We start from the raw sequence: 25,777 nt of genomic DNA on the forward strand, positions 1-25,777 counted from the left end.
GAATAAATTGTACTCTATTATATGTTTTTGAACTCTTAGGTGAATGAAAAAATCCTTATTAATTGTAGTCTTTATGATTTTCATGCTTTCAGCCTGCAAATACAGCACGCCTCCGGAAATGCTGATGGGTAATTGGTACGTGGCTTCGGTAAAAGCAAATGGGCACGAAATGATCAATGATTACTTGGATGCCAATACGCGCTATCTGATTTTTAAAGAAGAAGGCTCTTATCAAGTAGGGCTATTAGATACCACAAGGGAAAAAAGCTGGATGATAAAGCCAGATAAAAATGAACTAGTAATGATGAATGGAAGCCCTTTTGATGATATAAAGACCTGGAGTGTTAAGGCATCAGATGAATTGGTTTATTTGACTGACAAGCGCAATCATTTCCGTATTACTTTAAATAGAAAAGCCAAATTACCCAAAATTGAAATAGCTGACCCAAATGCGTTAGTGGGGAAATGGGTTCTTGACAAAGTAACCGTAAATGGTTATAATAATACTGATAAGTATGCCTTTCCAAACCGTTGGATTCTTCTTTCTGATAATGGTAAATTCTATAATGGTAGTGAAAAAGGTGATCAAAATGTTGGTTATTGGGAAGCGAATAGTTCATTGACAAAGGTTGACTTTTTTGCACAAAAGGATCAAGATGAATCTTTTATTTCGTTTAATATAGCTAATAATACGCTTTGGTATGAAAAGGAAACTGATAATTACGACCAGCCGCAGGTAAGAGTGTATTTTAAAAAAAATGACTAAAATTCAAATCATCCAAGATAATCTCCGATCATAAACTTTAAACCTGATAATTGATAGGAATTTTCGATATTCGTCAAATACAAAATTCAATTACTATGAAGCGAATATTAGCCGTTCTTCTTGTTTTACTTGTGCCTTCCTTTCTGATTGCTCAGGTTCAACCAACCGATGCCAATTCAATATTACAAGGCATTGAAGGTAGAAAAAAATTAGCAGAATCATCAAGTTTGAAATCCTTTCCAGCACGAAATGTTGGCCCTGTAATTCAAGGTGCTAGGATAGTGGATATAGCCGTTAATCAAAAAAATATAAAAGAATTTTACATTGCCTACGCCTCTGGCGGACTGTTTCAGACGAAAAATAATGGAGTGAGTTTTGATCCTATTTTCGACAATGTTGGTGCATTGACCATAGGGGATATTGCATTAGCTCCAAGTGATGAAAATATTCTATATGTGGGGACTGGAGAAAACAATTCCAGTAGAAGTAGTTATGCCGGTTCTGGTGTCTATAAATCTATTGATAAAGGCAAAAACTGGAAGCACATTGGCTTACCAGGCAGTCAGCACATAGGTAGAATTGTGGTTCACCCTAAAGATCCGAATACGGTTTGGGTAGCTTCTATGGGCGGTTTATATTCTGATAATGAAGAAAGAGGTATTTATAAAACCACTGATGGCGGAGATAACTGGAAAAAGGTCTTGTTTATAGATGATAAAACTGGTGCCATTGATTTAATAATCCATCCTGAGAACCCAGATTTGCTCTGGGCTAGTATGTGGGAACGCAAAAGATATGCCTGGGACTTCGTAGGGAATGGTGAAGGTTCTGGGATTTATAGCTCAGCCGATGGTGGCGAAAACTGGAATCTTTCTATGCAGGGAATGGAAGATGATGAGTTTACTGGAAGAATTGGTTTGGATATTTCACTGTCCAATCCTGATATTTTATACGCCTTAGTGGATTATCAGAAAGAGACCAAAAAAGAAAAGGAAGATTCAGAAAGTTTGAGTCCAGCCGATTTCTTGGAGATGCCCGTTAAGGATTTCCTTAGATTGAGTAACGAGGACCTAGATGAATATCTAAAAGACAATAATTTTCCTGAAAGATATAATGCGGTAAATGTCAAAAAAGACATAGAATCAGGAAGCTATAAGCCCAAAGCTTTGAGCGAATATTTGGGAGATGCTAATCAAGCTTTATTTGAAACGGATTTGAAAGGGGCAGTGATTTATAAATCTACTGACAGGGGAGCTACATGGCAAAAAACACATGATTATGATTTGTCTGGAGTTTATTACACTTATGGTTACTACTTTGGGGAGATCAGAGTAGCCACTCAAAATCCTGATATCATTTATGCCATGGGAGTACCAATAGTGGTTTCAAGAGATGGCGGAAAAACTTTTAACCGAACAGATTCAGTGGGGGATGTGCATGTAGATCATCATGCTATGTGGATTAATCCAAAAGATGAAGAGCATATCATGTTGGGGAATGATGGCGGACTTTACATTACTTATGATGGAGGAGCCACTTGGGATCATAAAAATAGCATGTCAGTTGGGCAATTTTATACAGTAAATGTGGATATGGAAAAGCCATACAATATTTATGGCGGATTGCAGGATAACGGAACCATGGTTGGCAGTTCTCGCACTGTTCCCAATGTAAGAGGTAGATGGGAAAGCATATTCGGTGGTGATGGAATGTTTGTAAGCGCTGATCCTCGAAATTCTGACATTGTTTATGTTGGCTATCAATTCGGGAATTATTTCAGAATCAATAGAGAAAGTGGAGAAAGAAATTATATCACACCTAAACATAACATTGGCGAAGATCGGTTGAGGTTCAACTGGAGAACACCTGTAGTCATGAGTAAGCATAATCCTGATATCATTTATATGGGAGCTCAAAAAGTTTACAGAAGTTTAAATCAAGGTGATAGATGGACTGCATTGACTGGTGATTTGACCAATGGTGCCAAAGAAGGTAATGTTCCATTTGCTACCATTACTGAAATTGCAGAATCACCACTGAAGTTCGGGATTGTTTACATAGGCACTGATGACGGAAATGTTTGGTTAATGAAAGAAGGCCAGAACATTAAAAGAATCAATAACAACCTTCCGGCAGATTTATGGGTGAGTAGTATTCATGCTTCAGAACATGATGAAGCTACCGTTTATCTTTCGATGACAGGCTATAGAAATGATAATTTTGATAATTATGTTTTTAAAAGCTCTGATTTTGGTAAAAACTGGAAGTCTATTGCAGGAGATTTACCGCTAGAGTCTGTTAATGTAATTTATGAAGATCCTAAAGTGGTTGGCTTGCTTTACATAGGAACTGATCATGGGTTATACACCAGCTTCAATGATGGAGAAAATTGGCAGCATATGGGGGCTATTCCTAATGTGGCTACTTATGATTTAATTGTTCATCCGAGGGATTTGGATTTGATTGTAGGTACCCATGGCAGAAGTATATATGTGATGGATGTGAAGCCTTTGCATAAGATAGCCCAAAATGAGGTTAATAAATTAGTAACTTTCGCTTTAAATAATATTCGCTTTAGCAAAAACTGGGGCGAAAAATCACATCCCTATTCAAAAGCGTATTTACCAAAAATGGAAATAGCATTGTTTTATGATTCCGATAAAAATGGAAAAGTTAAGATTGAAGTGTTGAATGAAGAAGGTGAAAGCCTAAGCTCTTGGGAAGAAGAATTATTCAATGGCTACCAAAGCTTCGACTGGAATTGTAAAATAGTAGATGATTTCATTTCCAAAGGAAAATATGAATTGAAATTCACCTTAGGAAATGAAGAGCATAAGGAAGGATTTGAAGTGAAGTAATCACAAATTTTTAGGGAACTGAAAAAAATGGAGTGAGGCACTTTGAGGAGAAGCTTCGCTCCATTTTTGTATATTCAATTTCAAACTTACAATCCCGGTCGTAGGAATATTATCCGTGAAACCAGAGAGCAGATAATCGGCCAAATCATTCAATCCCGGATTATGACTGACCAATAGCAAGCAATTGATTTCATCATTAGCTTGCTTTATGATATTCAATAATTTTGATCTGCTCGCATGATACAATTGGTCATCAATTTCCATAAGGATATTTAATACGGCTTGAAATGCAATAGCTGTATTTTTAGTTCTTTCAGCACCACTACTGATAATCAAATCTGCCTTGATTTCTTGTGAAGATAGCCACTGAGCCATTTTAGGTGCATCTCTTTTTCCTCTATCATTTAAAGGGCGATCATAATCTTTGAGGTGAGGGAAATCCCAACTTGACTTGGCATGACGGATTAGTATTAATTTTTTCATATTAGCTTCGCTTAAAAATAATTAGCCACAATAGTAACAGAATAAATCAAAAAATGTATATTGCCTCAAATTTATAATTAATAACAATTTATTTTATGAGTACTGGAACAGTAAAGTTCTTCAATGAAGACAAAGGATTTGGATTTATCATTGAAGACGAAACAGAGAACGAAATTTTCGTTCACGTAAGTGGTTTAGAAGACGATATCGAGAAAAACGATAAAGTTACTTTCGAAACTACAGATGGTAAAAAAGGCTTAAATGCCATTGGTGTCAGAAGAGTATAATTCTATTTATAGATTCTGAATGTAAAGCTGATTGGTCGCCAATCGGCTTTTTTTGTGCCTACACAGTATTGATTTTAACCACAAAAGAGCCAAAAGATAACAAAAGGCTTTTCGCTAAAGCGAAAAAATAATTACAAATTTCTCATTCCTGTTCAAGGAACACCACCGAAGTCAAATCATCTCGCTTAGGCATCTAAAATTAACGGCTTTGTTATTGTTTGAACTAGGATTCTTAGAGAGACGCTAAAACCAGTATCAGTTCCATAGGAACGGCCTTACGGTTTGGTAGAAGGAGTCTAATTTATATCTACAAGAGTAAAAGCTATTCTTTTGTGGTAAAGTGTTTTTCAGCTTTGCTGAAATCATTTTTACAGCTTTCAAAACAATTCTTTTCCTTCACAATTATTGATAACTACCGAATTCGATTAATTTTGGAAAAATTAAATAAGCTAAAATGAAAAACTTTAACATAGAACTACTTTCAAAAATTTGTGAGACGCCTGGAGCACCGGGGCATGAAAAGAGAATTCGAGATTTAGTGATCAATGAAGTGAAATCACTGGTTGATGAAGTGGAAGTCGATAACTTGGGCAATGTTCACGCCATAAAAAGAGCCAATAGCAATCCGGAAGGAAAAAAGGTAATGGTGGCGGCCCATATGGATGAGATCGGTTTTATGGTGACCCACATTGATGAAAATGGGTTTTTAAGATTTACCACATTAGGTGGATTTGATCCTAAAACGCTTACTGCTCAGCGTGTGATTGTTCATGGAAAAAAGGATGTGATTGGGGTAATGGGATCTAAGCCAATACACGTCATGACTACTGAAGAAAGAAATAAAGTATCCAAGACAACTGATTATTTTATTGATCTGGGGATGAATAAAGAGGAGGTTGAGAAGATCGTTTCAGTGGGTGATGCAGTGACCCGAGAAAGAGGCCTGATTGAAATGGGAGATTGTGTGAACTGTAAGTCAATAGATAACAGAGTTTCGGTTTTCGTATTGATAGAGGCTTTAAAGACTTTAAAGAATCATCCTTATGATGTTTATGCGGTATTTACAGTCCAAGAGGAAGTTGGGCTCAGAGGTGCCAATGTAGCTTCGCACAAAATCAATCCTGATTTCGGAATTGCTTTGGATACGACTATTGCTTTTGATTTACCAGGAGCTCAAGCACATGAAAAAGTGACTTCCTTAGGAGCAGGGACGGCCATTAAGGTTTTGGATGCCATGACCATTTGTGATTACCGAATGGTAGAATTCATGAAGCAAACCGCTGACCGAAACAATATTAAATGGCAACCTGAAATTTTAACAGCGGGCGGAACAGATACTGCTGGCTTGCAGCGAATGGGAAAAAATGGGGCGATAGCAGGAGCGATTTCTATCCCGACAAGAAATTTACATCAAGTAATTGAAATGGCTCATAAACAAGATATATTGGATTCCGTTAATCTATTAAATGCTTGTCTTGAGACCTTGGATAAATATAATTGGGACCACTAAAAAAATATATTATGAGAAATAGCCTATTAGTATTCTTGTCTGTGTTTTTATTCAGTTTTTCTGCTTTTTCGCAAGAAGAAGACCCTATCAATATTACCGGGGTAATATTAGATGCAGAGAATATGGAGCCAGTTCCTTTCACTACAGTATTAATTGGAGAAGGAAAAAGTGGTACAGTAGCGGATAATTCGGGATACTTCTCATTTTTAGCGTATCCAGGTGATACTATAACTTTTAGGAGTGTTGGTTATCAAACTTCCACATTCATTATTCCAAAGTTATTAGAAGGGAAGACCTATTCTTTAATCGAATTAATGGTACGGGAAAATGTACTTTTAGACGAGGTGACAGTGTATCCATTGCCTGATGCGGATTATTTTACCAATACCATCGTTAAAACCGAATTGACAGAGATTCAGAAGAGACAGTTAGACGATTTTAAAAGGGATTTAAATAGACTTTTAGAAGAACAATATAATCAAAATAGCCCCTATTACGATCAGTGGAGGTATGCAAGGTTATATGAAATGACTGGCATAGTCCCACCTAATAACTTCCTAAACCCTATGACCTGGAGTAATTTTATTAGGGATTGGAAAAAGGAGAATAAGAGGTAAGATTATTTCTTGCTAAATCATCAGTTCGGGTAGGCTAAAATATATTTTAGTAGTAAAAATATTACAATTGACTTCTTTAACTTTCCTCTGAAGTGATGATTATTGACGCGTTTTTATTTCTTCTTTTTCCCAGATATGAGGAAGCAAGTTATCTTTTATAACTTGATTAAAGGCTTTACCCTTTCTTCGGATAAGAATTCTATAGTTGAAATTGATTGAAAAAAATTAGAAGAATCTTAACCCGAGAAATTCATATAAATTTTTGTTCCGAAGGACAGGCAATTTATGAAAACCCAATAATTAGATAGGTAAACTACGAGTTTCATGTTAAAACATGAATTTTCAAACACCAAAATTTGGACTATTAGGTTTTATAAATTATCGGGCTTATCTAGTTTTCTATATGGATAATCAATTAGTTTAAACTTACTGTTTTCATTTTTCATAGCCTTTTTATGAATAGTGTGGGTTGAATTGAAATGAATTAGTATAATCTAAAAGTTATAATACAAACATTTGTATATATAGAGTTTATTTTGTGCCTTTAATGTAGTTTTAACTAAAATATTAAAAAATATGAATAATCTAGTTGTTACAAAACATAAAACTATATGTCATATTTTGGCCCTTTCTTTATTTGGCCTTTATGCTTTTGGTTGCGAAAGTCAATCTCCAGTTGACAAAGTTCCTGAAGAGCAAATTGACAAAATCCCTGAGGGGCAAAGAGATGTGGAAGCTTTGGTTTTCTATGATGGGAATCCTGGTGTAGATGGCTGTGGTTGGTTAATTCTTCATGACCAAAATTTTCACGCAACTGTTAATTTGGATTCGGTTTTTATGATAGATAGTCTTAAGGTTGTATTGACCTATAGTTTTTTGGAATCAAATAGATTTTGTGGCTGGAGAGACTCCGGCTACAGGGAAATTGAAATATTAGAAATCGAAAAGCAATAGTGAGATATGATATGCTTGTAGAATACCAAACCGTTGACATGTAGCTGACGGATTTTGATTTTTGATAAGACAAGGGGAGAACCCTGTCTTTAAATAGTATGATCAAAAGGTTAGTTTAAATCATGAAATCAAAACCTGATAGCATAATTAAGTAATTCATTCACAATTATTCATAAACAACAAATGCCGTTGGTTTATTTAAACTTTTGTATATATTATTTTTTCGTCCTACATTTATTATGTTCTTAGGTAATTATAAGAAATCATGAAAAAATCAACCTATATTTTTATTCTGATTTTTTACCTATTAAATAATAGCTGCGCTCAAGAGAATGATTCATTATGTGAATCTAGTTGTGACAATGAATCAGTTATAGAACATATTTCAGGTCAAAAAGCTCATGTAATTGAAGAGGATGAATTTGGTTTTATTCTTAGCACTAATCCATCGGATTTTACCAGAGAACCATTTGCTGCAAGTAATGAATATATTTTAGTTCCTTGCAATTGGGATTTTACCTATAAACATAATACAATTGTTTTGATAAGTGGTAATAAAAAGAGTTGTTGCAATCTAATAATAGATCCATATGTATGGGGTGGTTTCGGCTGTAAATTCGAAATCACTTCCATTGAAGATTTAAATAATAAAAAATGAAACGAATATTATCAGCCTTACCGTTAACTTTTTTGATTATTACTAATACATCAGCACAAAATATTTGTGGCTCGGAATTGAACCTCGAAGCAATTTAAAAATATAATCCTGATCGATACAAAAGAATTACTCAAATTGAAAGGCAAACATCTGATTATGTAAATCAAAAGTTACTTGGGAGATCTTCCAATCACCCACTAATTACTATTCCAGTAGTGATACACGTTTTGCATAATGGAGAGGCAGTAGGCTCCGGCCTTAAAATAAGCAACACTCAAATTCAATCACAAATTGATGTTTTGAATAAAGATTTCAGAAGGCTTAATGCAGATGCATCCAATACACCTTCAATATTCGAAGGAGTAGCGATCGATACAGAATTTGAATTTGTGCTTGCTTGTACAGACCCAAATGGTAATCCTACCAATGGTATTGTAAGGGCTCAGACTAGTGAAAGTGATTATACCCGTATTAGAAATTCTGACGGGTCAACAAATGAGGTAGCTACCGGTATTAAATTTGCCCCAACAGGCATTCCTGCCTGGCCGACTGACAGGTATTTAAATATATGGGTTTGTAATCTTCAGGCTGGTTTACTTGGATATGCTCAGTTTCCAGATATGTTTGAAGTTCGACCCAATACTGATGGGGTAGTGGTAAACACGACTGCTTTTGGTATGTAAAATTACAAATGCTCAAGAAACCCAACTATTCAAATTAATTGAAGACAAACAACAAATTGCTAAGATTTTAAAGCAATAAGCTTTGGAAAATAAAATTGCCTAAGTCCGATAATCCACCTTTTACCTAATTCTATTAGGGATTGGAAGAAGGACAACAAGAAGTAAAATTCTCTACTTTCAATAAGACCTCCTATGTTTTTAAAACCTGGAAGGTCTTTTACAATTTCCCATACCATTACTTGCCACTTCTGTCTTCTAGTTGCCCGCTATAATATAAAGCTATTTCCGGTTTGACCTTCGGTACTGACCTAAATCGAAACATAAAAACTTCAAAACTTACTCACTTCAACAACTAAATCCCTATCATCACAAAAGCACCCCAATAAATGGGGTCTTTATATTCGTTCCGGATTTCTTTTTTAGCATCTATAAAAGCTTGTCTTTTGTCTCCGGTTTCCAGCCATTTTTCATAAAAGGTAACCATTAGCTTTTCAGTGGCTTCATCTGAAACTTTGAAAAGGCTCATTACCAATGTTTTCGCTCCTGCCACTAGGAAAGACCTTTGCAAACCAAATACTCCCTCTCCTTCATGCACCTCTCCCAAGCCGGTTTCACAAGCAGAAAGCACTACTAAGTCAGTTTGATCTAAATTAAGGTTCATAGCCTCATAAGCTGTTAAAATACCGGGTTCTATATTATAATTATAGCGTGTTTTGGCTAATAGATCCCCAGATCCTTTTAACATCAAGCCTGTGTTTAGTAAAGGATTTTCGCTCATCTGTTTATTTTCAAATGTATTGCTTGTATTCCTATCCTCTTTTTCTGTAAAGAATCCATGGGTAGCAATATGAAATACTTTAGGACTTTTCATTTCCTTTACTGTACCTTCGGCCGCTTGCACATCCATATAGTTTGAAGTGGACCAGCCGTGCTCGTTAAATAGTTTGGTAAGTGCATTTATTTCTTTTTGAGTCCCAGGTAAGTCACTAATTTGGGTGGCACCTGACCTAAATTCACTCGTGTACTCGTCTCTAGATGCCAAATAGAACTTCGGATCTCCAAACAGAAGTGCAGTTTTATCCCCCTGCGAAGCCATGCTATTATTCTTCTTTAAGTATAGGTCTTTAGTATTGCTAACTAGGATTATATTTGATTTATCGAGAAGGTACTGTCCATTACCTACCGGAATAGCTTCTAAGTTGATCTGGTTGTATACGCCATCTGGTGAAAGGTATATAGTTTTATTTTCACCAATATTATTTTCAATTGGCTCCCAAAAATTTTTAAATGAAAAATTATCTGCAACCCTAAATTTGATGGCGTTTCGGTAATTATTAAAGAATTTGGATTCCATATCTTTGCCATTTTCCATAACGACAAATTCTGGTTTACTCTTTTTCTCATTTTTTAAAATGAGCATTAAATAGACTACTGAATCAGTAATGTAATGATCAAAGTATCTAAACCTGACCATTTCAATAGCAACTTCATTAGGTTGCAATGTCTCTTTAATCTGTTCCCAATTGAATTCTTGTTGAATAATACCTTCGCTGAACAGTTCTGATTGCTGGCTTAAGGATTTTTCTATCAGTTCTACTTCTCTCGCCAAGTCGCCAAGATCTATTTCTTCATTTTCGAGCTGCTCCTGACTCATTGAGATTGCTTTGGATAGCACTTCTTTTTTATCAAGCCAATTAAAATATTGTGCCTTCAGGGTGGAGTCATTGCTACTCAAAATTCTTTCCCTCATTTTGATAGAACTGCTAAGTAACAAACCTTTGGTTTTTAGGGCATTGTTATAAACGGTCTCGATCATTTCGGGAAATCGATCATTCATGGTTAATGCCATGGTATTAAAGTAATCGTAGTCAGTTTTGATCGTATTCCAGTATTTGGTTTTCTCACGCTCACTTAAGGCAGGAAAATAATCTTTTATGAAGCGATTATAATTGGACATTACTTCCTCAATGTAGCTTTTAGCTTTTCTTTGGTTTCCATCCATATAATAAACCTTACTCATGCGAGAGGTGGCTTTTACATATTCTGGATGTTGATCATTAAAAAACTTCTCATTTAGCTTTTGGCTTTCTTTATATTCGTTTTCTGCTTCGTTCCATTTTCTTTGTTTGTAGAAGATATCACCTCGTAAGATATGTATATCTGCTGCTTTAATATTGTTTCTTCTTCCAGCTTTTTCTTTCCATATGTCTTCTGATTGTTCTAGGAAGCTTAAAGCATCTTGCAGTTTGTTTTCGGAAATAAAGAATCGCGCCATATCTTTCAGAAGATCTGCATATAGAGGGCTTTTATACGAAAATCTTTTACCGATAATATCTTTTGCTTCAAACAATAGACTTTCTATTTTTTGATTATCTTCTTCTCCTTCATAGAACATAACTATTGCCAACTTGGAAATAGAGGTCGCAACATCTACATGTTCCCTGCCAAATTGTTTTTCCAAAATAGTAATAGCTCTTTTATAAAATTCTTCCGATTTATTATAGTCTCCTAAAGTCTCATACAATTCACCTAGGAGTAAAATGGCGGGAGCATTTTTTGTGGAGCTTTCACCAAATACGCTTTCGGAGATTTCCAGAGCACGTCTGCCCAATTCTTCTGTTTTGGTATAATCTCCTTTAATAAGCTGAAGCCTTCCAAAATCAACCATCGGCAGAATTAACTTCCTACTATCACTACCATAAAGATTTACATTCCTGTCCAATGCTTTTGAAAGGATTTCGTCAGTTTCTTGGTATTTACCGACCTTCATGTAAACAGAAGCCAATTCCTGAGAAGCGATTAAAGGGTTATATTCAGGACTTGGTACCGTATTGGCATAGAGCTTTTGTGATAACTCCAAGGCATCCTCAGCTTCATCAAAGAAACCCTTGATTGACATCAGCTTGGCATAAGTCTCCAACGCCATAATGTAATAGACCACATTAAAATCACTGTTAAAATTTTCTAAAATCCGAAGTGACTCGGTAATATTAACCTGCGCTTTTTCGTATTCTCCTATCTTAATTTGCAAATCGGCAATTAAATTCAACTCTTTTCCAAAGTCAATATCTTGGTTGTCATACTTTTGTCTAGTAACCAGCAATGCTTCATCCAGCAAAGCAGAAGCTTTTCCATATTCATCATCACTTTGATAGGTAGAGGCTAGGTGGTTGAGCAGATTTACATACTTATAATGCTTATCAGTGATCTGTGGTTCGATCTTAGCAGAAAATTCCCTATCGTAGATTTTAACTGCTTCTTCAAATTTATCAGTATAATCTACCCAGTGATGAGCTAGATCTAATCTGCTGTAGGCGGTTGTTATACTTGTATCTCCATATAGTTTTGATTTTATATTGATAATTTCAGTAAGATACTTTTCAGCATCTTGGTATTGATTTTTAGCGGATGCCACCTCTACTAACGTATTTAGTAAATCTATTCTGATGGGGTGATCTGTTGGGAGGAGGTTTTTGTCCGCTTCTAGCTTTGCTGCCGCTTTTTCCACTTTTTTAATTTCACCTTTTTTCAGGTTTGATTCAAAAGACACATTGGCAAGTTTGACAAAATGAGAACTAGTTTTATCAAAATTGGATTTAAGGATCTTTTCCAAGTCTTTGTAAAATGCCATTGCACGACTTATGTTGTTTTCCTTTACGGTATTAAGTATTAAACTTTCTAGATACTTAAGCGTAGTCGGATGACTAGTCCCGTTAGCGGAAATGGAATAGATGTAAGCATCGGTATAATAGCTGTATGGTAAATCTCTGGTTCCGTTCTCCTCCAAAAATTGAGCAAAATGGAATAAATGATCAACAAAATATTTATTTCTTTTATTGAGCTTGTCTTTGATCCAATTCTCACCAGTCGAAAAAGCTGAATCTGCTCTTCGGATTTCTCCTTTATGTCGCAATGCATTACTTTTTAATGTAATCATGCGGGCAGCGTCCTCATATCTCTTGTCTAGTTCGTTGCTTTTAAGTTTTTTGTCTTTGTTTAAAGTCCTTTGTAAGAACAATGATTCTTCGGAATTTATTAAGCTTAAGGCTTGATTGTAATCACCTAACGCTATTAATATTTCTGCTTTTTTTAGTTTTAGTTCACTCAAATAAACGTCATCGGCCACTGAAGAATTTCCAAATATATCAAGGGCTTTTTCTAAATATTCATAAGCTCTAACATAATTGCCATAATTAATCATGTTTTGGGTGGCATCGGTCAGGTTTATTCCATGGCTAATAGAGTTTTCTCCATTTACCTTTTGGCTTATTTGAATCGCATTTTCATTAAGAGTGTAATAATCATTAAACTCACCCATTGCCCAGTTAAATTTTGCCTTTTTGAGCTTCGCAACTGCAACAAATTGGTTTTCAAGACCGAATTTATCTACACTCTTGCTTTCTAATTTATTGGCAAACTTTACCGCCTTTTCATATTTTCCCTTGTCAAAATTTTTATCTGCTTTTTCAATGTATTTATTATATTTTTTTACGCTTTGAGAATAAGAATGACCTGGGTTTAATGTCACTAAAAATACCCCAAGAATTGATATTTGGAAAAGTTTTTTTGCAGCTTTCATAACGATTAGATTATTGCAATTTATTATAAGATAAAGATAATAAAAATATATTGAATTTTATCTTATGAATATCATTTGTTAATCATTTAAATTATAAATAGTTCGTATTCAGCAATAATAGATCTCATGCTTATATAAAAATCGATTCCCAATGATTGACTTCACGTATTTGGTTTTAATCAAATATTCTAAATCCCCACTTTGAGGAATTCCACTTATAATATTGTTAGTTTTGCAAACTGAATTAATATCAATGAAGTCACAAGATTTTAAAGAACATTTCAAGCGGAATTATCTTCTTGCTTATCCGGTGGTCCTAAGTCAGTTGGGACATGTGTTGGTAGGAACAGCAGATTCTGTCATGGTAGGTAGGGTAGGCACGGTAGAATTGGCTGCTGTATCGGTAGCGAATGCAGTTTTCAGTGTTACCATGATGTTTGGAATTGGGGTTTCATTTGGATTAACGCCTCTAGTAGCGCAGTCTGATGGGGAAGGAAATCATAGGTCTTCAATGCGTTTTATGAAGCATAGCTTTGTAATTAATGTCATATTTGGGATCATTCTCTTTTCATTCTTATTGTTTGGAGGCTATATCCTTGATGTTCTAGACCAACCAAAAGAAGTGGTAGTCCTGGCTAAGCCCTATTTGGCCGTAATAGGTTTTTCTTTATTGCCTTTTATGATATTTCAGACTTTCAAGCAATTTGCTGAGGGTTTATCACTTACAAAACAGGCTATGTATATCACCTTGGGTGCCAATGTTATTAATATCGCCTTAAATTATGTGTTGATTTTTGGGAAATTGGGCTTTGAACCAATGGGCTTGTTGGGAGCTGGTTGGGCCACTTTGATTTCTAGGATTATCATGGCCGTAGGAATGGTGTACTTCGTCAGGCATTACAAAAAATTTCAAGTCTACTGGAAGTACTTCAAAGTTACTGTTTGGAATGCCGTCTCATTCAAACAATTGCTAAATTTAGGTGTCCCTACAGGTTTTCAGTATATTTTTGAAGTAGGTGCTTTTGCCTCGGCTGCTATTATGATCGGATGGATGGGTGCGGTTCCACTAGCATCTCATCAGGTTGCCATGAATTTGGCTTCCATTAGTTATATGATGGCCACTGGGATTTCAGCAGCAGCCACGGTGAGGGTAGGGAATCAACTAGGGCAGAGAGATATCCCAACGATGCGAATAGCAGCATTCACTTGTTTCTTAATGGCTATAATTTTCATGAGCTTTACAGGCTTAATTTTCATGGGTTTAAATGATTATTTGCCTATGCTGTATACTTCTGACCAGCAAGTAATTCCAATTGCTTCTTCATTGTTGATCATAGCAGCACTTTTTCAGCTTTCCGATGGAATTCAAGTAGTTGGCTTAGGTGCATTAAGAGGAATGGGAGATGTAAAACTACCAACAGCAGTAACTTTTATAGCATATTGGGTGATTGGTTTACCGTCAGGGTATTTGTTGGCATTTGTTCTAGGATTCCAAGAACAAGGGGTTTGGTATGGATTGCTAATTGGTTTAAGTGTTACAGCTGCTATTTTATTTATAAGGTTCAATAACAAGACCAAAAAATTGGCTGTCAATATGAATCATGCTAAGTCAGGATGATAAATCCACCCCTCTTCCTGAGAAATCTCAATAAACCGCTGTGGAATTTCAGACATAATCCCAGGTATTGATTTTATTTTTCTGTTAAGTCCTAGTACAAAAATGGAACATATTACAGCATCAGCAACATCTGTTTTTTCTTTCGAGTCACGAAAGTAGTAATCAAATCCTTTAATGCCCTGAAAGATTTTACGATCTAGGATTTTTTTGAAATCGTGAAAAATAGAATGCTTTCGTAAATTGATGCTTTTCAGCAAACCAGGATATACTTCTACAGCATTGATATGATTATGTTCGTCAAAAGGTAGTACAGAAAAGTTTTCAAATTTTGATCTCAATTCACCTATTAATGATATAGCCACAGTTGCATTGCTAGTTAAAAAACTAAATGAAGCACTTAGAGGAGCTTTTCCAAAATAATTCTTGATATACAAATCTGTTGCTCGCCATGCTATTGGATTCTCCTTATGTTTACTTTTAATGGAAGAAAATATATTGATGGGATTATGATTGATTATTTCTTTGAAAAGCTGAGGGAATTGCAATGGTGCATCTATACCTAAAGTAATGCTGTGGCTATCTTGATAATCATGTATTGTAGTTTCAATTTTTTCTTTTAAATGGTATATATTTACATTTGTCGCCATTAAAAGCTTAATTTCATCATCAATAATTTCCAAAATGCACAAACCATGATTTTTCCCGCTCCACCCTCCAACATCCCATCCGATGGAAATTTCTTTATTTTTTAGTTCTTTTTTCATTCGCTATTTTTAGGTCTTAAGGTATGCAATATTTTTTCAAACAGATATACACAGCTTGGTGCGCAATTGTTTTCATTGGCCTTTTTTTGCTGTTATTTCCTTTTTACTTGATAATAATATCTAATAATTCATGGCATAAACACTGTTTTTACCTCAATAAAATTTGGGCAAATGTTGCTTTGTTTTTAGTCGGAATTAAAACACAAATTGAAGGACTTCAATATTTGGATTCAAAAAAACAATATGTTTATTGCTCCAATCACTTTTCCTTACTAGATATTGTATGTTTTGGTTTTGCGCCCAATCCGGTGGTTTATATTGGTAAAAGTTCGTTAGCTAAAATTCCTTTGTTTGGCTATATGTTCAAGAAATTACATGTGACAGTGAATAGGTCAAGTTTAAAAAATCGTTATGAAGCTCTACAGTCTGCAATTGAAAAAATGGGTGAGGAGCGCTCATTGGTAATGTACCCTGAAGGCGGCATAGTTTCCAAAAATATACCTCACATGGCCAGATTTAAAGATGGCGCTTTTCGTGCTGCTATCACCAAACAAATTCCGCTGGTCCCTGTGTCCCTTCCGGATAATTGGATAATTTTGCCAGACGAAAAAATCCCACTAATTACAAGACGCAAAATGCGTATGATTTATCATAAGCCTATACCTACAGAAGGACTCAATATGGAGGACGTATCTGCGTTAAAGGAAAAGATTTATCAGGTAATAGAAAATGAATTAAAAACGCGACTGAAAAATGAGCATAGATAAACAGACATTAGAAAAAATTGCACATTTGGCTCGCTTGGAGTTTGATGAAAAATCCGAGGAAAAAATGCTGAAAGATATGAATAATATGCTTTCTTTTGTGGAGAAATTGAAGGAACTGGATACGGACCATGTTGAGCCCTTGCAGTCTATGACATTTGAAATGAATCAATTTCGTGAAGATAAGGTCCAAGACCAATTGGATCATCAAGATGGTTTGAAAAATGCTCCAAATAATGACAAGGACTTTTTTCGGGTACCCAAAGTAATTGAATAAAGGAAGGATGAATAATTTGATTTTTTGGAAAGATTGGCGTAGGAAATATAGGGGCATTTATCAAGTGCTCCTTTTTGTTTTCTTTATCTCAATTCTTTATAGTTTTTACTCGCAATATAATAGTTATGATTTAGCCTTCCCCAAAGACACGGTCAGAAAAACTCAAAGCGTGGAGCTCAGTCTGCATAATGTTCAAGATTTTGTTTTTGATTTACAGGTTCCTGCGCGTAGTTATATTGTATTTCAGTCTTTTCTTTCCCTTGATTCCGGATTTGAATTAGGAAATACTTACCTGTTACTAGCCATAATTTTTTGTTGTTTTAGCTTCTTAATGACCGCATCTACTTATTTAAGCAGATGGTGGTTTATCATTTTTCAATCCGTATTTGTGATTTGGATTATTACACTGAAACTTCAGTTTTTGAATATTTTCGGTATTGATAACCAGTTATTTACTTTTGTTTTTGTCGGACTAGTCTTAGTAGCAGGTTATTATTTCCATGCCTTTAAAGACGATGCAGGACTTTTCCAAAGATGGCTAATTTTTGCATTGATTCTGATTGCCTTGCTGTCATTAGTTATCATTGGATCAAAAGTAGAGGCACCTGTTGTGTTTATGGCTCATCATGGAATTATAATTCCTGTTATTTTAGCGATTATTTTTATTTTTAATGTTGCCTACGATATCATTCTTCATATTCTCTATTTGCTGGCAGCTAGGAAAAATAATGATGGCAGCTCAAACCTCATGCACTTTTTGATCATTTCCTTGCTTTATTTAATCTATGTTGGGTTGACATTTGCTAAAAATGATAACCTGATCAATATTGAGATTATTTACCTAGATGAATTTTTGCTATTTGGTGTCTCAGCAGTCTTGGGCATTTGGGGCTTTAGAAAAAGAAGCGAATTGATAAATAAACAGTTGATATTTAGACCTTTAGGCGGATATGTATATTTGGTAATGGGGATCATGGCTTTTTCCGTTTTGACCTGGGTTTTCAGAAATGGAAATGACCCATTGATGGATACATTTGAGGACATGATTGTATTTTCTCATCTTGGTTTTGGTGTTCTTTTCTTCTTTTACGTCCTCTATAATTTTGTAGCTCTACTTAAGGCAGGCCACGGAATTTACCCAGTGGTATTTAGGCCTGTTAATATTCCTTACAATTTAGTTAGGGCTGTCGGTTTTGGTATTGTGGTGGTATTAGTATTAAGGGTTTCTTACCTACCTTATTATCAAGCAGTATCAGGTTACTATGTGAGTCTAGCTGATTATTATCAATATATCGGTGAGGAAGAAAAGGCCACTACCACCTATAAAATTGCACGACAATATGCAGTCACTTCCCATAAGCATAATTTTGAAATTGGAAAGCGTGAGTACGAGGCTAAAAACTGGGCGGAAGCTTCTACCTATTTTTCTCAAGCCAATTTCAAGCGTCCAAGTGTTCAGGCCTACCTCAACAAAGTGCAAGCACAATTAAATGCAAATCTCGTATTTGAGGCACTCTTTACCTTGGAAGATGCGCAACAGGATTTTCCAGATAATCCTTATGTCCTCAATTTGAAAGGCTTGGTTTATGAAAAGTTAAATAAATCAGACTCTTCTTTTATTTATTTTGATGCAGCAAACCGAGCCGCTAAAAGGGGATTGGCGGCAGATGTGGCTAAAGTCAATAGACTTGCTTTGTTTGCCAAAAAAGGGATAGATGAGGATTTGCCTACGCAAGCAACATTGAGTGAAGGATCAGTGGCATATCAAGCTAATTACTTGGCCTTGGCCAATAGAAAGCGTGATTTTATTGACAGCATTCAACTAGAAGCAAAAAAGATTCCGGAATTATTAACTTATAATGACTTTTCGTTTATCTTTAATTACAATATGAATAGGTCATTGGACCACCAAGCCTTCAATTCCGATACCATTGGTTGGTTAGCCAGGTTTTCCGAAAACGAGGCTTTTGAGAAATCGCTTAAATATGCCTCCGCTTATCGATTAAACTATTCGGGAAAAATTAAGGATTCGTATAGTTATGTCTATGAATTAGAGAACGATAATATTTCTGATGCAGGCTATTATTATTTGTTGCATGGGATGTGGTTAATGGAACAAAAAGCATATGCAGAGGCAGCTGAACATTTTGCAAAGGCAGCAGATTTAAAAATGAGCAAAGCGAGTACGTATCGAACTATTGCCTTAATTTTGGATGAAAGATTATTTGAAGCAGCACAGGTGTACAATAAACAATTAGAAACTCAATCAATTTCTCCAGATTTATTGAAAAATGATCCATTATATCAATTTCTTCAAGCTAATCCTGCTCAATTACCAGATAGCTTTAAGTATCTTTGGGTGAAAACCAATTCCTCCTTGCAGGAAGCTGAAAAAGATTCTCTGGAAATGGATTTAGAAAAATCACCCTTCCTTTCTTTGTTGAAATTGAATCGGGCGGAGCGTTGGATCAAGAAGGGGAGTGAGGTTAAGGCAAAAGGGCTATTGATGAATATTGATCTGCCTGATGAAGAAACAGGTTTGATTATATATAAAAACAATCTTTTGGCATTATTGGCAACCATTACGGGGGATCAGGAAGTGGCTAAGGAAGTGAACAAATCAATCTTGTCTGAATATCCTTATAATTACCAATTGGTATGGGAATCATCTCAAGAAAAACAAGATTCAGCAGCTTTAAGTGCTCTTATGGAAAGACTGGGAACTGAAAATCCTTATTTTGAATCAGCAGTTTTACTAAGTGCAGAGTACTTTAATACACAGGATAATCCTGATAAGGCTTATGAAATATTAGTTGAGTCTAGCCGACTAAATTCAAACAGTACAGACCTACTAAAGGCTTATGCATGGCAAGCTGTGAGTATGAATTTAAGTTCTTATGCTGAAAAGGCATACAATGATTTGGCTCAGCAATTGACAGAAAAAGAGTGGGAGGAATTTGCACAAAAATATGAAACTATTAAAGAGGAAGTGGAACAATCACCATGGTAATTTCCGTTTATCACAAATCAATTGTAGATACCATACTTCTGAATTAAATTTTGCGTTGAAACTATCAATAATTAATTATAATAAATGGGACAATCAGTTATTCAAACAGAGGATATAGCTAAAATATATAGAATGGGAACCGAAACGGTGGAGGCACTGAAATCAGTTTCTATCAATATAGATAAAGGAGAATATGTTGCTTTTATGGGGCCTTCAGGATCCGGTAAATCGACTTTAATGAATATCATTGGATGTTTAGATACGCCTACTCGCGGCAGATATCAATTAGCAGGACAAGACGTAAGTGAAACTTCTGAAAATGACCTGGCCGAGATAAGAAATAAAGAAATTGGCTTCGTATTCCAGACATTTAATCTATTGCCGCGGCAATCATCTCTTGAAAATGTGGCGCTTCCATTGGTTTATGCTGGTTTTAGTAAATCAGAAAGAGAAGAACGAGCACTCGAAGTTTTGACTAGTGTAGGATTAGGAGAAAGAGCCTATCATAAGCCAAATGAGCTTTCAGGTGGTCAGCGCCAAAGGGTAGCAATTGCCAGGGCTTTAGTAAATAATCCTAGTATTATTTTAGCTGATGAGCCAACAGGTAATTTGGATAGTAAGACCTCTTATGAAATCATGGAATTATTTCAATATCTACATGATCAGGGAAATACAATTGTAATGGTAACGCATGAGGATGATATCGCGCAATATGCCCACAGGATTATCAGGATGCGCGATGGATTGGTGGAAAGCGATAATATAAATAAAGATATTACCAGAGCTGGAGCTGAGACCGTTTAAGGGGTTCTTAGATTTGTCATATTTTAGTGGAATTATCAACGGTTAAAATCTTTTAAAATCTAATTATATAGTTCGGCTTTTATATTACCGCTTAAAATTCTTAAAATTATTCAATTTTATTCCAACTATCTGTTGTAAGTCAGATTGAATAATTTTAGATTTGAATATGAACGAAATTTCCTACCCAATAAAGTTGTTGATTGCTGATGACCATGAAATTTTGGCCAGTGGGATGTCATCTATTCTTTCCAAAAAAGAAGAATTAGAAATATTGGGAACTGTTTCAAACGGTCAAGAAGTGCTTGATTACTTAGCCAAAAATGAGGTCGATGTAGTGATAATGGATTTGAATATGCCTGTTTTGAATGGCATTGAGGCTACAGAAATTATAAAAAAGAACTTTCCAAAAACGAAGGTTTTGATCCTTTCCATGTTTGATAGAGAAGGCTATATTCAAAATGCCTTAGACGTTGGAGTGGACGGATATGTTTTGAAGAATGTAAGTGAGGAAGAAATTGTATCTGCCGTGCGAAGAATTATGGAAGGAAAAACCTATTTCTCGCAGGATGTTATGGCTAAAATGGCTATGAAAATGAGAGTCTATGGCGAATCTGAAGGTGGAATAAAATTAACCGACACAGAACGTAAAATATTACAATATTTAAGTGAGGGAGACACTTCTGGTGAAATATCGGAAAAATTGGACTTAGCATCAAATACTATTTCTTCATATCGTAAACTTTTATTACAAAAATTTGAAGCTAAAAATGTTTCTCATATGGTGAAAATGGCTTATGAGAAAGGCTATTTAGGATAAAATCCCAATTCTAATAATGAAATTTTACATCATTGCAGGTGAGCGCTCCGGAGATCTACATGGTAGCAATTTAATTAAGGCACTGAAGCAGCAACGGCCCAATGCTGAAATCCGCTGTTGGGGAGGTGACGCAATGGAAGAAGCAGGAGGAGAGTTGGTTACGCATTACCGAGAAATGGCTTTTATGGGTTTTTTTGAGGTAGTAAAACACCTTGGGACGATTCGTAAAAAAATCAACTTTTGTAAAGAAGATATTCTAAGCTATAAACCGGATGCCATCATCTTAATAGATTATGCCGGTTTCAATATGAGAATTGCCAAATTTGCTAAAGCTAATAATATCCCCGTTCATTATTATATTTCTCCGAAGATTTGGGCTTGGAACCAGAAAAGGGCCTTTAAAATCAAGAAAAATGTGGATTATATGTATGTGATCCTGCCATTTGAAAAGGAGTTTTATAAGCGTTATGACTTTGAAGTAGATTATGTAGGTAATCCCTTATTGGATGCCATCAGAGATTTTAAACCAAGTCAAAATTTTGCTTTTAAAGATAAAAACGTAATAGCGGTACTGCCAGGTAGTCGACAACAGGAAGTAGAGCAGATGATGGAAAATCTCCAAAAAGTGACTGTAGAGTTTTCACAGGAGCATTTTGTGGTAGCAGGTGTTAAAAGTTTGGATAAGACGCTATATTCGAAAATCGAGAATCAGTCGAATGTCAGCTTGATATTTGATCAAACCTACGATTTATTATCAAATTCCAAAGCCGCTCTAGTTACCTCAGGAACTGCAACTTTAGAAACTGCCTTATTCAATGTCCCAGAAGTGGTAGTCTATAAAACGGGTACAATATCCTATGCCATAGCTAAGAAAGTGGTGAAAGTAGAATTTATATCATTGGTCAATTTAATTCTTCAAAAAGAAGCGGTAAAAGAATTGATTCAAGAGAAATTCACTGTAAAAAATATTGCGGATGAATTGAAGCACATACTCCCTAAGGGTCAAAAAAGAGCTCAAATTTTAAACGATTACAAGAATTTAAAAGCCTTGATGGGAGATGAGAATACGTCCCAAAAAACAGCTGGAATGATCTTGGAACGTACTATTTTAGTCGATTTATAACTGATTACCTCTAAAAAAATCAGCAATTTCCATTCTTTTTTTACCCTCTGGCTGGATGATTTCTAATGAGAGAATTCCTGGATTGCATTGTATATGAAGGTAGTTTTTATGGTCTGTAATGAGTTTACCAGCGTCTCCTTTTGAATCATAGTCAATAATAGAAGATTCATGGATTTTGTATTTTTTACCGTTAATAACTGCCCAAGCGGTGGGGAATGGATTTAAGCCTCGCACATAATTGTAAAGCTTTTCCACTGGTTCTGTCCATTGCAATTCTGTATTTTCTTTGAAAAGCTTTGGCGCATGTTTTAAAGTTTGATTTTCATCTTGTGGCCTTAGCTCGTAATTTTCATTTTCTATGGATTTTACTGTTTTTAAAACCAAGGCAGCTCCTTTTTCCATGAGCCTGTTATAGACTTCACCGGTTGTATCAGTGATAGAAATGGACTCTTTTTCCTGCATGATAATACTGCCTGTATCTATTTCATGTTTTAGAAAGAAAGTGGTCAGCCCTGTTTCGGTTTCTCCGTTCATTACCGCCCAATGGATCGGAGCGGCCCCTCGGTATTGCGGAAGGAGGGAGGCATGTAAGTTGAAAGTCCCTATTTCAGGCATAGACCATACAGCTTCCGGCAACATTCTAAAAGCCACCACAATTTGTAAGTGGGCTTTCAAAGAAGCTAATTCTGTTTGAAATTCTGGATCTTTTAAATTAGTAGGTTGCATGACGTTAAGACCTACAGACTCTGCATATTCCTTTACGGGAGATTGAGATAGTTTTTGGCCTCGTCCTTTGGGTTTATCGGGGGCAGTAATGACGGCTGCAATATCATAATTATTTTCTACTAATATTTTCAGTGAAGGCACTGCAAAATCAGGAGTGCCCATATAGACGATTCGTAATTTATTCATAGGCAGCAAAGATAAAAATATAGGATGAATTTCAGGGCAAAATGCTAAGCAAATAGTTTTTGGCTAGCATTCGGTCGGACGGTTTTAACCTTCAAACCGCAAGGAATTAAGCCATTTTCGATTTGTAGGCGTTATCGTCTGCTTCCGAATCTTCCTCTAGTTTACTTTCTTCAACAGGAATTGTCATGACCACGTTAATGCCTTTTCCGGGTTTGGAATTAAAGTAAACCGCCCCACTAATAGTATTAACTCTAGCATAAATACTACGCATACCCATGCCTGAATCCACTACATTCTGGACATCAAAACCCTTTCCATCATCTTCGTAGAAAACATTGATTTCTCCATCCGACTGACTTATTTGTAGGGTGATATTTTCAGCTTCAGCGTGTTTTATGGTATTGTTGATCAATTCCAGTGTGATGTGATAAATATTACGTTCTACCTCCAAGGGTAGTCTTTTTTGCAGTCCGTAAATAGCAATTTCCGCCCGAATTTTTTCGGCCTCATTAATGGTTCTGACCATATCTTTTAAGGCCGTTTCCAATCCAAATCGAGTCAGCATATCAGTGGATAGATTGTGCGATATTTCCCTTGTTTCCTTAATAGCCTCATTAATATTGTTCAGTAGCTTATTTTTAAGGTTGGAGGTAGTCTCATTTTGCTCAGACTGAAATAATAGTTTGATAGAAGATAATCTTGCCCCCAGTCGATCATGCAAATCGCTGGCTATTCGATTTCTCTCTTCTTCCTGTCCGTGCATCATGGCATTGAGTTCTTTCAACTCCTGCTCAGTTTTCATATTGGAGATTTCTTCATTCTTGAGCCTTTTTAAATACTCTTGCTTTTGAATAAAGAACCAGATGGTAGATATGATTAACACCACCAAAGTAATACTGAGCCCTAGAAATAGATTTTTCTGAAAGTTTTTTTCAGCTATGGCCAACTGTTGTTCCTTTATTTCGGCTTCCTTTAGCTCGGTCTCATATTTTGTTTCGAGGTTTTTTACTTCCTGCATTTTTTCTCTGTCATATAGAGAATCTCTTAAATGGTTGAATTCTTGAAATAGAACAGAAGCTTCTTCCACTTGTCCGATTCCCATTTTGGCCTTTACCATATTGGAATAGAGATTCATTTTTCGATTGGGATCTCCTAAATACTCTGCTAATTCTAGACTTTTTTCGTAGTACTCTAAGCTTTCTTTGTATTTCTTTTGTTTGAGGAGAACGTTGCCGATGTTCATTTTTGTTTTAGCGATATCATGTTTATCATCTAAAGCAGTACTAAGGCTTATGGAATTTTGATAATTATCGAGAGCAGCCTCCATGTTATCTTTGGTTTCATACAGAACACCTAAATTATTATACAAATTAGAAAGATTAATTGAATCATTAATTGCCTTAAATGATTCTAATGAGTTTAGATAGTAATGGACCGCGGAATCATAATTGAAAAATTCCGGATCCGTGGATGAAAAGATCAATCCAATATTCATATTAATAATAGCGGACTTTCTATCACTTTGATTTTTTGGCAGTAGTCTTTGGGCCTCCTTGTAATATTTGAGTGCTAGTTTTACGTCTTCTTTAAGATAATAATTAGCAAGATTATTATAGTTTCCTACTAAAGCCTCGTAGTTACTGACCTTATTGTTTATTTTAATTGCTTTGTAAAAATAATTTAATGCATCTTTTCTATTATTAAAACTACTTGAAATTAGGCCTAAGTAGTTATATGATAGTGCAATCCCAACAGAGTCGTCATGCTGGCCATATTGCTCTATGGCTTTTTGGAAATATTGAAAGGAAGAGTCTAATTTATTTTCATATCTTAATTCCTTAGCTTTAATAAAATACTGATTTTCTATTTCTTGTGAGAAATGAATGGAAAAAGTGAGTAAGTTTAAGACTGTGAAAACAAAAAGAAACCTCATCATTGTATAAAATTACAATAATGAGGCCTTAAATAAAAATATTATTCTATTCTTCAATTTCTCCTGCAGAACCTTCACTACATCCAGTACAAGTTTCTGTATCCATATTAGGCTCGTCAATTAATTCACAAGCTGAAAAGGTAAACATGGCTACTATTACTAATGCGTACTTAATTGTTTTTAAAGTTTTCATGTTGTTGTTGTTAAGTGTTCCCTACTATTTAATTATATCACAATATTAGGCTTATTTAACATTCTGTAAAACACCTAATTAGGGGTTTGTTAAACTATTTTCGAGGTGTTTATGATATGACAGAAGGGGTGGGGCTATCCTAGAAGTAAGGTGTTTGAGTACAAGAA

At 35.4% G+C, this 25,777-nt stretch carries 21 protein-coding genes; 15 read left to right on the forward strand and 6 right to left on the reverse strand.

Going from position 1 to position 25,777, the window contains the following annotated elements; translation table 11 throughout:
• Positions 1 to 43: 43 nt before the first annotated feature.
• Together AAC601_RS03995 and AAC601_RS04000 are read left to right on the forward strand one after the other, a co-directional pair.
• Entirely contained in the window at positions 44 to 766 is a 723-nt protein-coding gene (locus AAC601_RS03995) for a hypothetical protein (protein ID WP_340152531.1), read from the forward strand.
• Positions 767 to 861: 95 nt separating this feature from the next.
• Positions 862 to 3,624 (forward strand): glycosyl hydrolase, encoded by a 2,763-nt coding sequence (locus tag AAC601_RS04000; protein ID WP_340152532.1) that lies wholly within the window; start codon positions 862 to 864, stop codon positions 3,622 to 3,624.
• On the opposite strand, the gene AAC601_RS04005 is transcribed toward AAC601_RS04000, so the two are convergent.
• On the reverse strand, positions 3,625 to 4,107 hold the full coding sequence (locus AAC601_RS04005; RefSeq protein ID WP_340152533.1) for a histidine phosphatase family protein: 483 nt from the start codon (positions 4,105 to 4,107) through the stop codon (positions 3,625 to 3,627). It lies immediately after the preceding gene.
• 95 nt (positions 4,108 to 4,202) lie between these two features.
• On the opposite strand from AAC601_RS04005, the gene AAC601_RS04010 reads away from it, so the two are divergent.
• The 6 genes from AAC601_RS04010 to AAC601_RS04035 all read left to right on the forward strand — a co-directional run bounded on the left by AAC601_RS04010 (position 4,203) and on the right by AAC601_RS04035 (position 8,816).
• A complete protein-coding gene (locus AAC601_RS04010; protein ID WP_013453300.1) occupies positions 4,203 to 4,394 on the forward strand; it encodes a cold shock domain-containing protein in 192 nt (63 codons plus the stop codon).
• 454 nt (positions 4,395 to 4,848) lie between these two features.
• A complete protein-coding gene (locus tag AAC601_RS04015; protein WP_340152534.1) occupies positions 4,849 to 5,904 on the forward strand; it encodes a M42 family metallopeptidase in 1,056 nt (351 codons plus the stop codon).
• Between the two features lie 11 nt (positions 5,905 to 5,915).
• A complete protein-coding gene (locus tag AAC601_RS04020) occupies positions 5,916 to 6,521 on the forward strand; it encodes a carboxypeptidase-like regulatory domain-containing protein (RefSeq protein ID WP_303268355.1) in 606 nt (201 codons plus the stop codon).
• 576 nt (positions 6,522 to 7,097) lie between these two features.
• Positions 7,098 to 7,475, forward strand: a complete 378-nt coding sequence (locus tag AAC601_RS04025; protein WP_303268356.1) for a hypothetical protein — start codon at positions 7,098 to 7,100, stop codon at positions 7,473 to 7,475.
• A gap of 265 nt (positions 7,476 to 7,740) precedes the next feature.
• Positions 7,741 to 8,133, forward strand: a complete 393-nt coding sequence (locus AAC601_RS04030; protein ID WP_340152536.1) for a hypothetical protein — start codon at positions 7,741 to 7,743, stop codon at positions 8,131 to 8,133.
• 215 nt (positions 8,134 to 8,348) lie between these two features.
• Positions 8,349 to 8,816, forward strand: coding sequence for a hypothetical protein (locus AAC601_RS04035; protein ID WP_303268358.1), 468 nt, complete (start codon positions 8,349 to 8,351; stop codon positions 8,814 to 8,816).
• A gap of 352 nt (positions 8,817 to 9,168) precedes the next feature.
• Here AAC601_RS04035 and AAC601_RS04040 read toward each other — a convergent pair whose 3' ends face one another.
• Positions 9,169 to 13,395, reverse strand: coding sequence for a CHAT domain-containing protein (locus AAC601_RS04040; RefSeq protein WP_340152537.1), 4,227 nt, complete (start codon positions 13,393 to 13,395; stop codon positions 9,169 to 9,171).
• A gap of 253 nt (positions 13,396 to 13,648) precedes the next feature.
• Between AAC601_RS04040 and AAC601_RS04045 the strand changes: the two genes are divergently transcribed.
• Positions 13,649 to 15,013 (forward strand): MATE family efflux transporter, encoded by a 1,365-nt coding sequence (locus tag AAC601_RS04045; protein ID WP_340152538.1) that lies wholly within the window; start codon positions 13,649 to 13,651, stop codon positions 15,011 to 15,013.
• Here AAC601_RS04045 and AAC601_RS04050 read toward each other — a convergent pair.
• Positions 14,995 to 15,777, reverse strand: coding sequence for a hypothetical protein (locus AAC601_RS04050; protein WP_340152539.1), 783 nt, complete (start codon positions 15,775 to 15,777; stop codon positions 14,995 to 14,997). The two genes, AAC601_RS04045 and AAC601_RS04050, sit on opposite strands and share 19 nt — an antisense overlap.
• 23 nt (positions 15,778 to 15,800) lie before the next feature.
• Here AAC601_RS04050 and AAC601_RS04055 point away from each other — a divergent pair, with 23 nt between their 5' ends.
• The 6 genes from AAC601_RS04055 to lpxB all read left to right on the forward strand — a co-directional run bounded on the left by AAC601_RS04055 (position 15,801) and on the right by lpxB (position 22,572).
• A complete protein-coding gene (locus AAC601_RS04055; protein WP_340152540.1) occupies positions 15,801 to 16,544 on the forward strand; it encodes a lysophospholipid acyltransferase family protein in 744 nt (247 codons plus the stop codon).
• Entirely contained in the window at positions 16,531 to 16,818 is a 288-nt protein-coding gene (gene gatC / locus AAC601_RS04060; RefSeq protein ID WP_303268363.1) for an Asp-tRNA(Asn)/Glu-tRNA(Gln) amidotransferase subunit GatC, read from the forward strand. Before AAC601_RS04055 ends, gatC begins: the two co-directional genes overlap by 14 nt.
• A 7-nt stretch (positions 16,819 to 16,825) precedes the next feature.
• Complete coding sequence (locus AAC601_RS04065) at positions 16,826 to 19,828, forward strand: hypothetical protein (RefSeq protein ID WP_340152541.1); 3,003 nt, start codon at positions 16,826 to 16,828, stop codon at positions 19,826 to 19,828.
• Positions 19,829 to 19,912: 84 nt separating this feature from the next.
• On the forward strand, positions 19,913 to 20,632 hold the full coding sequence (locus AAC601_RS04070) for an ABC transporter ATP-binding protein (protein ID WP_303268365.1): 720 nt from the start codon (positions 19,913 to 19,915) through the stop codon (positions 20,630 to 20,632).
• Between the two features lie 166 nt (positions 20,633 to 20,798).
• Positions 20,799 to 21,449, forward strand: coding sequence for a response regulator transcription factor (locus AAC601_RS04075; RefSeq protein ID WP_303268366.1), 651 nt, complete (start codon positions 20,799 to 20,801; stop codon positions 21,447 to 21,449).
• 16 nt (positions 21,450 to 21,465) lie between these two features.
• Complete coding sequence (gene lpxB, locus AAC601_RS04080; protein ID WP_340152542.1) at positions 21,466 to 22,572, forward strand: lipid-A-disaccharide synthase; 1,107 nt, start codon at positions 21,466 to 21,468, stop codon at positions 22,570 to 22,572.
• Here the strand turns inward: lpxB and fmt are convergent.
• From fmt to AAC601_RS04095, 3 genes are all read right to left on the reverse strand, one after another.
• Positions 22,567 to 23,484 (reverse strand): methionyl-tRNA formyltransferase, encoded by a 918-nt coding sequence (gene fmt / locus AAC601_RS04085; RefSeq protein WP_303268369.1) that lies wholly within the window; start codon positions 23,482 to 23,484, stop codon positions 22,567 to 22,569. The two genes, lpxB and fmt, sit on opposite strands and share 6 nt — an antisense overlap.
• A gap of 106 nt (positions 23,485 to 23,590) precedes the next feature.
• Positions 23,591 to 25,420, reverse strand: coding sequence for a tetratricopeptide repeat protein (locus tag AAC601_RS04090; RefSeq protein WP_303268370.1), 1,830 nt, complete (start codon positions 25,418 to 25,420; stop codon positions 23,591 to 23,593).
• A gap of 43 nt (positions 25,421 to 25,463) precedes the next feature.
• Positions 25,464 to 25,610 (reverse strand): hypothetical protein, encoded by a 147-nt coding sequence (locus AAC601_RS04095; protein WP_303268372.1) that lies wholly within the window; start codon positions 25,608 to 25,610, stop codon positions 25,464 to 25,466.
• Positions 25,611 to 25,777: the final 167 nt, after the last annotated feature.

The sequence above is a fragment of the uncultured Marivirga sp. genome (assembly GCF_963974845.1).
Lineage (GTDB): Bacteria > Bacteroidota > Bacteroidia > Cytophagales > Cyclobacteriaceae > Marivirga > Marivirga harenae.